16 protein-coding genes are annotated in these 14,088 nt (G+C 51.8%); 9 read left to right on the forward strand and 7 right to left on the reverse strand.

Translation table 11 applies throughout. The features are described from left to right. The 3 genes from N2K86_RS10930 to N2K86_RS10940 all read left to right on the forward strand — a co-directional run bounded on the left by N2K86_RS10930 (position 1) and on the right by N2K86_RS10940 (position 3,361). On the forward strand, positions 1-741 hold the full coding sequence (locus tag N2K86_RS10930) for a response regulator (protein ID WP_042718094.1): 741 nt from the start codon (positions 1-3) through the stop codon (positions 739-741). Next, entirely contained in the window at positions 738-2,033 is a 1,296-nt protein-coding gene (locus N2K86_RS10935) for a sensor histidine kinase (protein ID WP_260661535.1), read from the forward strand. The genes N2K86_RS10930 and N2K86_RS10935 overlap by 4 nt, the downstream gene beginning before the upstream one ends. Positions 2,034-2,170: 137 nt before the next feature. Further along, complete coding sequence (locus N2K86_RS10940; RefSeq protein WP_260661536.1) at positions 2,171-3,361, forward strand: cytochrome c biogenesis protein/redoxin; 1,191 nt, start codon at positions 2,171-2,173, stop codon at positions 3,359-3,361. An 8-nt stretch (positions 3,362-3,369) separates the two neighbouring features. Here N2K86_RS10940 and tam read toward each other — a convergent pair whose 3' ends face one another. After that, positions 3,370-4,128 (reverse strand): trans-aconitate 2-methyltransferase, encoded by a 759-nt coding sequence (gene tam, locus N2K86_RS10945; protein ID WP_260661537.1) that lies wholly within the window; start codon positions 4,126-4,128, stop codon positions 3,370-3,372. Between the two features lie 83 nt (positions 4,129-4,211). Further along, a complete protein-coding gene (locus tag N2K86_RS10950; protein WP_260661538.1) occupies positions 4,212-4,796 on the reverse strand; it encodes a GDP-mannose pyrophosphatase in 585 nt (194 codons plus the stop codon). A gap of 86 nt (positions 4,797-4,882) precedes the next feature. Between N2K86_RS10950 and N2K86_RS10955 the strand changes: the two genes are divergently transcribed. Then, on the forward strand, positions 4,883-5,656 hold the full coding sequence (locus N2K86_RS10955; RefSeq protein ID WP_260661667.1) for a DeoR/GlpR family DNA-binding transcription regulator: 774 nt from the start codon (positions 4,883-4,885) through the stop codon (positions 5,654-5,656). Between the two features lie 100 nt (positions 5,657-5,756). Further along, complete coding sequence (locus N2K86_RS10960) at positions 5,757-7,049, forward strand: glycoside hydrolase family 28 protein (protein WP_260661539.1); 1,293 nt, start codon at positions 5,757-5,759, stop codon at positions 7,047-7,049. Positions 7,050-7,060: 11 nt separating this feature from the next. Here the strand turns inward: N2K86_RS10960 and N2K86_RS10965 are convergent, their stop codons facing one another. The 4 genes from N2K86_RS10965 to N2K86_RS10980 all read right to left on the reverse strand — a co-directional run bounded on the left by N2K86_RS10965 (position 7,061) and on the right by N2K86_RS10980 (position 9,291). Beyond that, positions 7,061-7,423 (reverse strand): DUF4406 domain-containing protein, encoded by a 363-nt coding sequence (locus N2K86_RS10965; RefSeq protein ID WP_010431180.1) that lies wholly within the window; start codon positions 7,421-7,423, stop codon positions 7,061-7,063. Positions 7,424-7,555: 132 nt separating this feature from the next. Beyond that, entirely contained in the window at positions 7,556-7,936 is a 381-nt protein-coding gene (locus N2K86_RS10970; RefSeq protein ID WP_260661541.1) for a VOC family protein, read from the reverse strand. A gap of 227 nt (positions 7,937-8,163) precedes the next feature. Further along, positions 8,164-8,469: an OsmC family protein gene (locus N2K86_RS10975; RefSeq protein ID WP_260661542.1), complete on the reverse strand. Its 306-nt coding sequence runs from the start codon at positions 8,467-8,469 to the stop codon at positions 8,164-8,166. Positions 8,470-8,514: 45 nt separating this feature from the next. Beyond that, positions 8,515-9,291, reverse strand: coding sequence for an SDR family NAD(P)-dependent oxidoreductase (locus N2K86_RS10980; RefSeq protein ID WP_087053304.1), 777 nt, complete (start codon positions 9,289-9,291; stop codon positions 8,515-8,517). Positions 9,292-9,466: 175 nt separating this feature from the next. Here N2K86_RS10980 and N2K86_RS10985 point away from each other — a divergent pair, with 175 nt between their 5' ends. From N2K86_RS10985 to N2K86_RS11000, 4 genes are all read left to right on the forward strand, one after another. Then, positions 9,467-10,381, forward strand: a complete 915-nt coding sequence (locus tag N2K86_RS10985; RefSeq protein ID WP_087053305.1) for a LysR substrate-binding domain-containing protein — start codon at positions 9,467-9,469, stop codon at positions 10,379-10,381. Positions 10,382-10,601: 220 nt separating this feature from the next. Beyond that, positions 10,602-10,946 (forward strand): carboxymuconolactone decarboxylase family protein, encoded by a 345-nt coding sequence (locus tag N2K86_RS10990; RefSeq protein ID WP_007712977.1) that lies wholly within the window; start codon positions 10,602-10,604, stop codon positions 10,944-10,946. A gap of 32 nt (positions 10,947-10,978) precedes the next feature. After that, positions 10,979-11,665 carry a cupin domain-containing protein gene (locus tag N2K86_RS10995; RefSeq protein ID WP_260661543.1) on the forward strand — a complete coding sequence of 229 codons (687 nt, stop codon included), beginning with the start codon at positions 10,979-10,981 and terminating at the stop codon, positions 11,663-11,665. After that, positions 11,665-12,282, forward strand: coding sequence for a flavin monoamine oxidase family protein (locus N2K86_RS11000; protein ID WP_260661544.1), 618 nt, complete (start codon positions 11,665-11,667; stop codon positions 12,280-12,282). The genes N2K86_RS10995 and N2K86_RS11000 overlap by 1 nt, the downstream gene beginning before the upstream one ends. A gap of 47 nt (positions 12,283-12,329) precedes the next feature. On the opposite strand, the gene N2K86_RS11005 is transcribed toward N2K86_RS11000, so the two are convergent. Beyond that, a complete protein-coding gene (locus tag N2K86_RS11005; protein WP_260661545.1) occupies positions 12,330-13,568 on the reverse strand; it encodes an FAD-dependent monooxygenase in 1,239 nt (412 codons plus the stop codon). Between the last annotated feature and the right edge of the window lie 520 nt (positions 13,569-14,088).

The following is a 14,088-nucleotide window of genomic DNA, read 5'->3' on the forward strand; positions in this document are numbered from 1 at the left end:
GTGGAGCATATTGATCATATCCTTGTCGTCGATGACGACAGGGATATTCGTGAACTGATTGTCGCTTATCTCATTAAGTCCGGCTATCACGCCTCCGGCGCGGCGAACGGGAAAGAGATGCATGCGGCGCTCAATAAACAGCACGTCGACCTGGTTGTGCTGGATGTGATGATGCCGGGCGAAGACGGTCTCACGCTGTGTCGACAGCTGCGCAGCAGCAAGCATAAAGATCTGCCGATACTGATGCTGACGGCCCGCAACGAGGAGACGGACCGGATCCTGGGGCTGGAAATGGGCGCCGACGATTACGTGGTTAAACCCTTTGTTGCCCGCGAGCTTCTGGCACGCATCAAAGCCATTATGCGTCGTTTTCGCACTATGCCGCCCAATTTGCAGGTCACCGAAGCAGGGCGGTTGGTTGAGTTTGGCGACTGGCAACTCGACACCGTTGCTCGTCATCTTATCGACCCGGAAGGCACGATCGTGGCGCTCAGCGGTGCGGAATATCGCCTGCTGCGCGTTTTCCTTGACCATCCCCAACGCGTTTTGACGCGCGACCAGCTGCTGAACCTGACTCAGGGGCGAGATGCAGAACTGTTTGAACGTTCGATCGATCTGTTGGTGAGCCGCGTCCGCCAGCGTCTGAATGAAGATGCGCGAACGCCGGCCTACATTAAAACCGTTCGTAGCGAAGGCTACGTTTTCACCATGCCGGTGACCATTAAAGAGGTTAATGAATGACCTTCTGGCCGCGTTCGCTGCTAGCCAGGCTGCTGATCATTGTGCTGCTTGGGCTGCTACTGGCTAATGCGCTCAGCCTGACGCTGGTAATGGTGGAGCGCATGCGCAGCGCCCGGACGGTGATGTTGGGGAACCTGGAATATGATGTTGCTACCAGCGTCGCCATTCTTGACCGTCTTCCGGCGAATGAACGTCCGGCCTGGCTGGCGCGGCTTAACCGGGGAAATTATCACTATATTCTCGGGCCGGGCGAACCAGGTGCAGCCCCGCAGGACAAGCGGTCGCAAGATGCTGTGCGCACCCTCAAAGAGACGCTTTCCGCAGACTACCCCCTTTATTTCACGGCCGTTGCCGGGCCGATGTCACACATTCAGGCGCATATCACCTTAAGCGATGGTGCGCCGCTCACCATTGACCTGATCCCCCGCATGCCGCCCGTCGCCAGTTGGCTGCCCGTGGTGTTGGTACTGCAACTGTTACTTCTGGCTGCCTGCTCATGGGTTGCCGTGCGTCTGGTGATACGCCCGTTTTCGCAGTTTACACGCGCGGTGGATTCTCTTGACCCGGCGGCACATGCGCCAATGAAAGAGCAGGGACCGGTCGAGGTGCAGCGGGCGGCACATGCCTTTAATGCGATGCAGTCTCGAATTCAGGCTTACCTGCGCGAACGCGGGCAGATCCTGGCATCGATTTCGCATGATCTTCAAACCCCGATAACGCGTATGAAGCTGCGCGTCGAAATGGCGGAACAGCCGGAACTTCGTGACAAGCTGCTTAACGATCTCGACAGCATGTCGCGTTTGGTTCGGGAGGGTATTGCCTATGCCCGGTCATCAGAAATTCTGGAAGAAGCTAAGGTGAAGATGGAGTTAAACGCCTGGATAAATACCCTTGCCAGTGATTATCAGGATATCGGTAAAAACGTGCAGTTTCAGGCAAGCAAAGAAAGGCTGCCCATCGTCACTCGCCCCCAGGCGTTGCGGCGGGTAATCACCAATTTATTGGACAATGCGCTTAAATTCGGTGATTACGCCGAGATTGAAATCGAGCCTCAGGCAGAACAGGTTGTTATCCATATCAAAGATGGCGGGCCTGGAATTCCTGAAGCCGAGCTTGATGCGGTATTGCAGCCGTTTTACCGCGTAGAAACGTCCCGTAACCGCGATACGGGAGGAACCGGGCTTGGCCTTGCCATCGCGGCGCAGCTCACCGCGCAGCTGGACGGGAAACTTCACCTGGAGAATCGCACCGAAGGGGGGCTGGAGGTTTCTGTCACGCTGCCGAGGCGTTGATTGTACGGCTTTGTATCTGCGCTCCGTATGAATACGGTGGCATACAAATTGCGCAGATTTGCACATCACCTGAACACATCACTACGTTGAAATAACCTCACTGCAGCTACGCAGCCAATCTGTAACGTGAGGTCTTTATGTTTCTGATTATTGCTTTTTTAGGCGGGATGATTAGCCTGCTGAGCCCCTGTACGCTTCCCGTTATTCCGCTGCTGTTTGCCGGATTTCAGGGGCAACGGCGGCATATTCTGGCACTTCTCGCGGGTATGATTGTGATGTTTACCCTGGTGGCTCTGGCCGTCACGGCAGCCAGCGAGTGGATTGCGGAAGCCACGGTTATTGGCCGCTGGCTCGCGCTTCTTGTTTTGGCTACCGCCGCCCTTGCGCTTATTTTTCCGCAGCTTGCTCAGCGTATTGCCACACCCGCGGTCCATGTCGGAAATGTGCTAAATACGCGCAGCGGTCAATCACGTGGGATGCCTTCCGCCTTTCTGGTGGGGCTGGCGGTTGGCTTGCTCTGGTCTCCCTGTGCCGGTCCAATTCTGGGCGCAATATTCAGCATCAACATTGCCGGTCACTCAACCATCGCCACCGGCGCACTGCTCATCGCTTACGGCAGTGGATGTGCGCTGATGCTGGGCTTGCTTGTTGCGGGAGGTCGTAAGCTAATGCAACCGTTAAGGGCAAAATCGGCTCTCATGGAGCGGTTCCGTCAGGGGGCTGGCGTAATCATGTTGACCGCGGTGGCGTTCAACGTCACCGGAATGACGTCAGCGTTAAAAGGGGCAAACGGCATCGCCGATCGGCTCGAAAACTCACTGTTAAACCTGGCAAAACCGCCGACCTCAACCGCGAAATTGCTACCGGTGGTGGAAACCGCGCCGAGCAGTGAATTACCTTCATTAAGCGGCGGCACGGGATGGCTAAATGGTGACCCTGTCACGTCTGAGTCATTGCGAGGGAAGGTGGTTCTAATCGATTTCTGGACCTGGGACTGCATTAACTGCCAGCATACGCTTCCCCACGTCCGGGACTGGGCCAACAGGTACCAGTCTCAGGGACTCGTGGTGATTGGCGTGCACACGCCAGAATATCCATGGGAAAAACCGCTCTCGTCCGTAAAAAATGCGGTCAATAAATGGCAGCTCCCGTACCGGGTGGTGGCGGATAATCACTATGAAATTTGGAATAGATTTGGAAACCAGTACTGGCCTGCGCATTACTTCTTTGATGCAAAAGGCCAGCTACGCTATACCTCATTCGGCGAGGGTAACTACGACAAACAGGAGCAGGTCATTCAACAGCTTCTGAAAGAAGCCCGCTCCTGAATGCTGCCTCAGGGTTGACGCTGAGCAACGATGAAAAGCCGTGGAAACGCCAGCAGTATCTGCCCATTCTCCTGGAGCGGATACTGTTCTTCCAGCAGTTCCTGATAACGCTTCAGATAGGTTTTCCGCTCACTTTCGTTGAGATCCTGCAACCACGGACGCAATCCCGTGGCGCTGACCCAGTCAATAATGGCCTGGTGCGAGCTCATCTTGTGGAAATAGGTTGTCCGCCAGATATCCACCTCGCATCCGGCCTCCGTCAAAATATCATAATAGGCATGCACGCCGGGCAGCGGCTCACGGCCACGGTCGGGGTATCCTTGTTCGTAAGCCACTTCGCGCATCGAAACATGCGTAGGTTCAAGCCAGTTGTCGGGCATTTGAATCGCCAGCACGCCATTCAGGCGAAGCAGCGAAACCAGGTGCGGCAGCAGATCGTAATGGTCCGGGATCCACTGCAAAGAGGCGTTGGCGTAAATCACATCGAGCGGCTGGCGTGGGGTATACTGGCGCATGTCTGTCTCCACAAAGTGGCATTCTGGCAGCGCGCTGCGCGCTTCCTCCAGCATGGCGGGAGAGTTATCCACCCCTGCTATGTGTGCCGATGGCCAGCGCTGCTTCAGCAATGCGGTACTGTTGCCCGGACCACACCCCAAATCAACGACGGTGGAAACCCCATCTAACGGAACACGCGCCAGAAGTTCGGCGGCAGGGCGCGTGCGTTCCGCGCTGTATTGCAGGTAGAGAGAAGGATTCCAGTCGGCCATGTTCGCAGCTCCATTTCAGGGGATTAAGGAAGAATAGCACAGGCAAATACCCGCACAGCGGCAGGTATCTGACAATGCGATATTTATAAGATCCCTTTCAGGGCGACGTGGTAAATCAGCATGATGGTTTTGCCGTCTACGATTTGGCCGCTCTCAATGCCGCGGAGCGCCTCGTTCAACGTCACTTCAAGCACGTCGATATCTTCACCCTCAGACTTGATTCCGCCACCTTTGCCGGTTTGGTCCCGAGGGTGATATTCCGCCAGGTAGAAATAGAGTTTTTCCGTTACCGAGCCAGGGCTCATATAGGCTTCGAAAATTTTCTCTACGCGCGACACCGTAAACCCGGTCTCTTCTTCGGCTTCCGCTTTGATACGGCTTTCAGGATCCATATTGTCGAGCAGTCCCGCTGCAGCCTCTATCAGATCGCCTTCGTGACCGTTGATAAAGACCGGAAAGCGGAACTGGCGGGTGAGAATGATCGTTTTTTTGTCGCGATTGTAGAGCAGTATGGTGGCCCCGTTGCCCCGATCGTACACTTCGCGGCTTTGGCGCTGCCACTCGCCGTCGCGGCGTCGTTTATCAAAGGTAAATTTTTTCAGGATGTACCAGTTATCGGAAAGAGTTTCACTCTCGATAATCCGGATATCTGCGCGTTTTGATTGCACGTTCGGCTCTCCTTACGTAGAGTTAAGATGACAAAGCGCATTATCGTGCACCATCAAGATAAAACATGCAACATCAGGAAAATCCGATGCTCACCAGTCAGCGAAAACAATTGATTCTGGAAAAACTCGAAGCGGAAGGTCAGGTACAGTCGACGGCACTCAGTGTCTATTTTTCAGTATCTGAAGACACTATCCGGCGCGATCTCCGCGAGCTGGCTGCAGAAGGGCGTTTGCAACGCGTGCACGGCGGAGCGCTGCCGTCATCGTCAGCGGTAGTACCCTTTGCCGAGCGTAAGACCGTGAAAATGGATGCGAAGAAAAACGTTGCGAGAAAAGGCGCTCAGCTCATTTCGGCAGGACAGGTGGTGATCATCGACGGCGGCACGACCACCGCTGAGTTAATCACGTTTTTGCCCCCAGACCTTCAGATTACCGTCGTCACACATAGCCCAAGTATTGCGCTGGGCCTGGTCAGTCACCCGTTGATTGACGTTATCCTGATAGGCGGACGTCTGTACAAGCACTCCATTGTCACCGTGGGTGCTGCCGCCATCGAAGGTATTGGGAATATTCATGCAGATCTCTTCTTTATGGGGGTAACGGGCATTCACCCGGAGGCAGGGCTGACGACCGGCGATTTCGAGGAAGCATGCATCAAACGCGCATTTTCCGGCAGAGCCGCGGAGACCATTGTGCTGGCTTCCCCCGAAAAGATTAATACCGCCTCGTCATTTGCGATCGGCGATGTGTCCCTGGCGAATACGATTGTTGTGGAAGATGGTACGGATAAGGCCTGGATAAATGCGATAACAGAGAAGGGCGTGACGATCGTTAAAACCGCTGATCGGACACATGAATAACCGGTTTTCTGCCAGCTTTTTGGTCAGGCTGTCCCTGCGGTAAAGGTTATTGATTAATCGAGTTCTTATACTGCTGATTTTCAACAGTACAGGGGCTTCCATGACAGACATTTCAATTTTAACGTTCGGGGCAGATCCGAGTGCTGAACGTATTTCAACGGCGTCTATCCAGCAGGCTATTGCGAAAGCGCAGCCTGGCGACAGTGTGGTGATCCCTGCAGGCCGTTATCTTACCGGCGCCATCTTCCTTAAAAGCGATATCACGCTGCATCTGGCGCAAGGTGCGGTGCTTTTAGGAAGCCAGCACCTGGAAGATTACCCCTTAATCGACACTCGGGTTGCCGGCATTGATATGCGGTGGCCAGCAGGCATGATCAATGTGATTAACGCGCAGAACGTAAGCCTCACCGGAACGGGCACCCTTGACGGGCAAGGGCGGATCTGGTGGCAGCGGTTCTGGGGAGATGATGAACACGGCGGCATGATTGCGGACTACAGCGCAAACGGTTTACGCTGGGTGGTGGACTATGATTGCCAGCGGCCCCGCAATGTTCTGGTGTATGAAAGTAAGAATATCCTGCTCAAGGATTTCACCAGTTGCGAGTCCGGTTTCTGGAATGTGCACCTATGTTATTCCCGCAATGTGACAGTCGAGAACGTGAGTATCATTAATTCAGCGGGGCCAAGCACCGATGGAATCGACATTGACTCTTGCGAACAGGTTCTAATTGAACGCTGTACGGTTTCCTGCAATGACGACAATATCTGCATTAAGGCGGGCCGCGGGCGTGAGGCCGCGCAAAAAGCCCGTACGGCCAGGGAAATTGTTATTCGGGAATGCGTGTTAAACAAGGGTTCTGGCATCACCCTGGGCAGTGAAACCTCCGGTGGGATCGAGCACGTACTGATTGAAAGCAACCGTTTTACCGGCACGGGGGTTGGGTTTCGCATTAAGTCAGCCCGCAATCGCGGCGGGTTTATCCGCCACATCACGGTGCGGAATTTGCAGCTCCAGAATGTGCGTTTCCCCGTACTTATCCAATTGAACTGGTTCCCGCAGTACAGCTACGGTGATCGTGGCAACCTGAAGGATAAGCCTGAGCACTGGCGCAAACTGGCTGATGGGGTAGAAGGAGAGGCGGGTCTGACTGAAGTGAGCCATCTAACGCTTAGCAATATCACCGCGCGCCGTTCAGACAGCAGCATATTCTCACGTGCGTTTTTTATCGAAGGCTATCCGGGCCGTCCTGTCTGCGGGTTAACGCTGCACGATATTTCCATCGATGCCACCGAGTTTGGGAAAATATCGGGTGTTGAGGAGTTGCATTTCAATAATGTCCTGGTCACCGCGAGCGAACTCACGCAGGACATTAATGATAGCTACGAACGCTGATGGATATCCCGTCAGGCTTGAGGAATGCTCTCTAAGCTGGTGTAGACCTGAAGGCCACGCTTGCGCGCGACTTCAATATCCATATCTGCGCCTTTTGATGCACCTTCGATGCGATAAATCGCGTCGCACTTACCAATGAGGCGATGGGCAACGGGATACAGCATCGCTTCACTGATTTCATCATGCAACGAGGTTGATCCTGCGGCCTTCGCCAGTGGCAGGGCGAGCCATTCACCAATGACCGGGATGTGCCCACGTTCGTACACGGCAAGCGCTGCGTTTTCTAATCTTGCCAGATTGGCATCGATACGTTCCTGAATACCATCCGTGCCGCTACGATAGGGTCCGGCGATTAAAATCAACTGTTGAGTCATATCTACCTCTGTGAGTGATAGTGCACGTTATTGCACGATAATTACCGTTTTGCAGTGAGGATAAACATATCAGGCATCATCATGCAGGATCAAGTAAAAACATGCATGCAGATCACAGAAGCAGTGGTAGTGTCAGTCCAATAAGTCGCTTTCAGGTGCATGACAAACCGCCTCGATATTATGGCCATCGGGCGCAATGACAAACGCGGCATAATAATTTTTGCCGTAGGATCGTAATCCCGGAGCGCCATTATCTTGCGCACCCGTACGAAGCGCGGCATTGTAAAAGTCATCAACTTGCTGACGCGTTGTTGCTACAAAGGCGATATGTAATGGTGCTGGCTTATCATGTGTCTGATACAGGCAAAGTGAAACATCGCCGGAACTCATTTCGACGCCATAGTCTGGTGTGCCTTCATCGATAATTTTTACGCCAAGCGGCCGCAGGGCTTCGAGGAAGAAGGTTTTGCTTTTTTCATAATCACTTACGCCGAATTTAAGATGGTCAAACATTTTAGCCTCCAGTAAGTAGCGGTGAAATATGGAGTATAGAAGCAGAGCGTGGTTATGATGGATGGATGTGTTGATAATGCGGGTTTGGGCACGGCCGTTGACGAAGACAAGGATGACCATTAAAAGCTGGATTTTGCCTTAATCTATGTTGGTGCGCATAATGTATATTATGTTAAATCACCTACACTGATAAATAAGTTCATAAGACATTTCCACTAGCCGATAAATCAATACGTTAGAATTTTGGATCCCCCTCTCGTTTCTTGCATTATTTCGATATCAAGATGGGTCAGCGTGATGCCCGCCCCAATGGCTTCCTGAACAAAGGCGGCCGTCATGCAGGCGTTAAAAGCTGCCAGCATCAGATCCTGAGGGCCGGGCGCCCGCCCTTCGCCACCCAGCGCGACAGGTTCATCTGAATCGATAACGTGGCTTTGACGCTTGTCCCCCGTCATAGACTGGCAGCGCGTGCGGCTGGCCATGCCCCCCTGCCATGTGGTGACAAGGTCATAGTTTGCGGTCTGGATTTGCATAAGTACTCCAGTGCCGCACGCGGTCGCCCACGTGCGGCAGAGTCATCAGGCGTTACGGCCAGCCATCACGCCACCATCTATATCCCAGATGGCGCCGGTGACCCAGCCAGTCTTGTCAGAAAGCAGGAAGGCAACGGTCTCCGCGATATCGACCGGGGTACCCACACGGCCAATCGGGTGGAAGCTGTCGAAGCTGTTCATCACGTCCTTCACGTCGTCTTTCGGAATGAAGCCTTCGTAAATCGGCGTGTGAACAACGGCCGGAGAAACGGCATTCACGCGGATCCCTTTTTCGCCAAGCTCAATCGCCAGGTTTTTGGTCAGTGCGTGCAGACCGGCTTTCGCCATGGAATAAGCAGCAGAAGGAGTGGCACCGATGGCCTGCTGCGCCCACATTGAACCGATATTAACGATTGAACCTTTAATACCGGCTTCTACCATATTGCGCACCACGTCGCGGGTAATGAAGAAGGTCGCACGGTTAATGTCCATATACATGTCGTAGTCAGACGTTTCATTGTCGACGAAGGGTTTCGGGAAGAACACACCCGCTGCATTCACCAGCAGGCTAATGTCTTTATGTTCAGCGTTGATAGTATTAATAACGTGCTGCATGCCTTCTTCTTTCATCAGGTCAGCAACGATGATGGAGACCTGACCATCAGCAGAAAGCGCCTGACGGGCCTGTTCAGCCTTGTCCTGACGATTGCCAACCAGCACCACGCTGCCACCATTTTTCAGAACCAGTTTCGCCGTTTCGAAACCCATACCGCTCGTACCGCCGACCACTAACAGTTTTTTACCGGAGAAAGATGCGTTCATCGCTAACCTCTTTACATTCATTGGATTGTCATTGATGAGAAGGCAGCCCCCTCATCCTGTGAAATCAGAATGCCACCCTCCCCCGGTATTGACGACTGAGAAGAAATTGCGACACAGGAAAGAAAATCTTTCTCGTTAACGTATACTGAAGAAATAATGAGTCAGGAAATATGAAATGAGATCGCTAAATCGCCTGAAATGGCTGCATGCATTTGAAGCTACAGCCCGGCATGGAAGTTTTACTGGCGCGGCACAGGAGTTGGGCGTCACGCCAGCCGCAGTAGGCCAGCTTGTCCGCGCACTGGAAGACTGGGTGGGACATCCGCTTCTTCACCGCACCCGTTCAGGGAAGGAGCGCCTGACGCTGGTTGATGAAGCACAGGAAGCCCTGCTGGACATCACCCAAGGATTGGACAAACTGGAATCTGGACTGAACAAACTACGCGGACGTCGCGCGCGTTCGGTCGTCGTAGTAACCGCCTCTCAGGTACTGATGATGAACTGGCTAATGGAACGACTGAACCGGTTCTCAGAAACCCATGAAAGTATCGACCTGCGGCTTAACGTTACGGAAAAACTAATGGACGTGTCGCACGGGGAGGCGGATATCGGTATCCGTTGTGGACAGGGGGATTGGCCGGGCGTCAATAAAACCTGGCTGATGGATGAAGAAGCCGTACTGGTTTGCAGTCCGCGTCTTGTTCCGGAAGGCAAAATAACCTGTGGCGAGTGGCTCGCCACGCAAAAGCTTATTTATGATGATACCCCTCACCCCGGCGCAGATTTTCCATCGTGGGACGAGGTGCTCCAGACTGTGAATGCCCCCGAGGCACTTGAAAGCGGACTTCATATCAATTCCACCTCAGCGGTGATTCTGTCCGCTCTGAGCGGTCGTGGTGTAGCTATCGTACGATATGCTCTGGTGAAGAAACTTATCGAAACCGGACAGCTTGCGCAGCTGCAGCCCGACTATCGCTGGCCGCTAAAATGGTCGTATTATCTGGTGACCCCACAGCAGCAGGTTATGCGTAGTGAAGTTAATATTTTTCACGACTGGCTACTTCAGGACGTCCTGTCGGAAAGTGAATAATATCCAGGTACAGGCATCAATCGATCGCGTAATGCCTCTTCCGCTACCAACCTTACGACATAGAATTTCTTCACCGCTTCGCAAGAATATCTGATTTGTTGAAGTTACCGGGCTTTCTGATAATCGTCTCCAGTGAATGATATACAACCTTGCAAATGCGCCAGAGGCGTTGGCCAGGGACGTCATTTTCATCTAAAACCTATACCAACCGGAGCCCGACATGTTTTTAAACTGGAATGAATATCGCAGCGGCCTGCTCGCAACCATCGGTAAATTTGCCAAACTGCAGCCAGAATTTATGAAAGGCTTTCAGCAGATGGACAAAGGCGCATCTGAAAACAAACATCTTGATCCTAAGACACACGAATTAATCGCGCTGGCCGTTGCTGTCACCACGCGCTGCGATGGATGCCTGGCCGTGCATGTTGATGCTGCGGTTAAGCACGGTGCTACCCGTGAAGAGATTGCAGAGGCACTGGCCGTCGCCATTAACCTTAACACTGGTGCAGCGCTGACTTACACTGCACGTGCCCTCGATGTTTACGACAACCTGCCGAACAAATAACCCCCAAAGGGCACCTGAAAGGGTGCCCTAATATGAATATGATGTTACTGAATTCAGATTTCTCACAGCGTGCTGTAATGACGCCTGACCGCTATCAGTGGGTAGCCTCCCCTCAACCTGGTGTCGAGAGAGTGATGCTCGACAGAATCGGTCGAGAGCAGGCTCGCGCGACCAGCCTTGTCAGGTATGCCCCTGACTCTTTGTTTCCCGTACACCATCACCCCGGTGGAGAAGAAATTCTGGTCCTGAGCGGCATCTTTACAGAGAACGGGATTGATTACCCGGCAGGCTGGTACCTGCGCAGCCCGGATGGTCCTTCTCATCAACCTTCGAGTCATGGCGGTACGACCATTTTCGTGAAGCTGCGCCAGATGAATCCTGAAGAACGGCAGCCTTTAAGAATCAATACGAAGGATATGTCGAACTGGCACGGTCAACCGAGAAGACAAGTGTGCCCTCTTTTCTCCAGTGCATCTGAAACCGTCATGCTACTGAAAATCGCCCCAGGCGAGCGTCTCTTTTGTACTCCCCTGACTGGAGGAGCGGAGCTGATGATACTGGAAGGGACCCTCACAGATCCGCAAGATGAATATGAGAAAGGTAGTTGGTTACGGCTGCCGCCAGGAGATATGCCCGCATTGCTGGCCGCTGGGACGGATACTCTTCTCTATTTGAAAACGGGGCATCTTAGCCCTGAAACCCTGATCGGAGTCACTTAATGAGCGGCAAAGTTGTTATTATCGGCGCAGGTGTGAGTGGTTTATACGCCGCGACATTACTTGAAAAGGCGGGTGTGGCCTATACGATACTGGAGGCAAGAGAAAGAGCCGGCGGGCGTGTGCTTTCAAGCCAGATGTTAGCAAACACCCCTGACGGACTTCATGTCGATATGGGTGCTACATGGTTCTGGCCTGATATGCAGCCCGAACTCGCGCGCCTTGTTAATGCGCTCGATCTCTCTCTTATCCCGCAGACTCGCCCGGGAGAAATGATGTTTGAACGCCATCGCTATTCTGCACCACAACGTTATCCATCGTATGAAACATCACCACCATCATTCAGGCTAAAAGGCGGTATGCAGGCCCTGACATCTGCGTTGAAAAGTCAGATCCCGTCCGGGAAAATTATGCTCGGCCAGCAGGTTATGGCAGTCTCCAGTAAGGGTGAAGAAGTACTGGTGCATAGCCGAGCGGAAAATGGTAAAAGCATGGCCTACGCCTGTGATCACCTCCTGCTGGCTCTGCCACCCGCACAGGCGGCAAGAATTGACTTCAAACCGGCGTTGCCAGATGGGCTGCTTACAGGCTGGAGTAAGATCCCAACATTAAATCAATAACAACGCAGTCAGCGACTCGCTTAGATCTCGCTGACTAAATCTATTTCCTACAAAGTTGATTTCTCAGGTGCGCGAATGATGTCTGTGTCGTAAACGATGGGAGCGCCCAAAAAATCCACATGCTCTCTTTTAGGCCCAAAAGGACTCATAAGGAACTGCATGAGCTTCGTCTTTTCTAGTCGCTTCCACCTATAAAATAGCGCAATACCCAGTTTGGTTGAAGGTTGTTCGAGTCGTATAGTCCAGGGTTTTATCGACTGAGCTTGTTGCACATAGGGTCGCATTTTTTGTTCGTACGCTTTGTATGCAGCATGATGATCCTCTCTGGTCAACAGTGACTTGGCCAAAATATATGCACCTACGATTGAAAGAGTGGTACCCATACCACTTACAGGCGTCGCGCAATAAGCCGCATCCCCAAGCAATACGACTCTTCCCCTGGACCATGAGTCCATTCGTATCTGCCCAAGATCTTCAAAGAAGATATCGTCAGTTTTATCAAGTTCTTCAAGTATGCGTGGTGCTTCCCAGCCATCGTTCCTGAAAGTGCTTTTTATGAAGCTATTAACGGCACTTCGGCCTGTAAGGTCAATGCCTCGCTTACTGCTTCTGATATACAGATATGCCCGGGTTGAGCGTCCCTGGTCCGGGCGTAACAGAATAGACTTTCCACCCGTACAATTGCTCCAGCGCACCCATGTCCCATCCTGAGGCTGATAAGGCATCGCAAAATAGGCAGTGTATAGACCAATGTGATGAACAGGAACCTTACCAAAAACGAGTTCGCGCGTGGATGACCGCATCCCTTCAGCAATAACCATAAGGTCAAAAGTTCTCTGAGCATGATTTTTGAAGTTAACAATGACTTCAGCTTCATTCTCATGACAGGAAGTGACGTAATCTCCAAAAATATACTCAACATCATCTTGTGTCGATTTCAGCAGAAGCGTCGATAAGTCAGCTCTGAGTATTTCTATATCTGTAACAAATGACTTCTTCCCACCTGCACTTGGATATTCAGCCTGAATGATATTTTTGCTGTCAACGAAGCGCAAACCCTCTTCATTTGTCATTAATTCTGAAATGTCTTTAAGAAGCCCCATGCGCTCAACCACATCACGGCCTTCATCGCGAATGTCTACAGTTTGCCCCGTTAAGCGTAAGCTTGATGCTCGCTCAACGACAGTGACCTTATGCCCTTGCTTAGCTAACCAAAATGCCAGTGTTGGTCCGGCAATACCTGATCCACAAATGAGAATGTTCTTTTTTTGATCTATCTGTTTCATATTTAAACCATCGTTATCTAATTTTCAATTCCACGCAGAGCGCCAGGAATGATGCAGAGAAAGTGTAGACTGCTTCAAACAGAGCTCAGCAAAAACGAGCAAAACCAGCGTTAGCGTTAAAAAAACCATCTGAGCGGCAACGTTTTCTTTGATTTAATGGAGTCAAAACAGAATGAATAACTGATTTAAATATTACACAGAAACCTGACAGTTGAATTTTCATGAGTATCCTCACATTGCTAATGATTCGACTGAATCATTTAAGGAATGTGCTGAACTATCAGTTCACCTGCACAGTAAGTTAATACTATGTTAAGGCTCCATCTTTATTGGGTCAATCACAAATTGAATGCCCAAATAAAGATTGCCAGACATAACCAATTGATTTGGCGCATATTTATCAATTAATTATTTGTGTCGCTGGCGACAATTAAACATATGATGTCGTAAAACCTACATTCTTAAGCGCTAATTTTTCATTTAACGCCTATTGTACCAAGGTGAAACACTCCCTCTTATC

It is taken from the genome of Enterobacter mori (assembly GCF_025244905.1).
GTDB classification, from domain to species: domain Bacteria; phylum Pseudomonadota; class Gammaproteobacteria; order Enterobacterales; family Enterobacteriaceae; genus Enterobacter; species Enterobacter mori_A.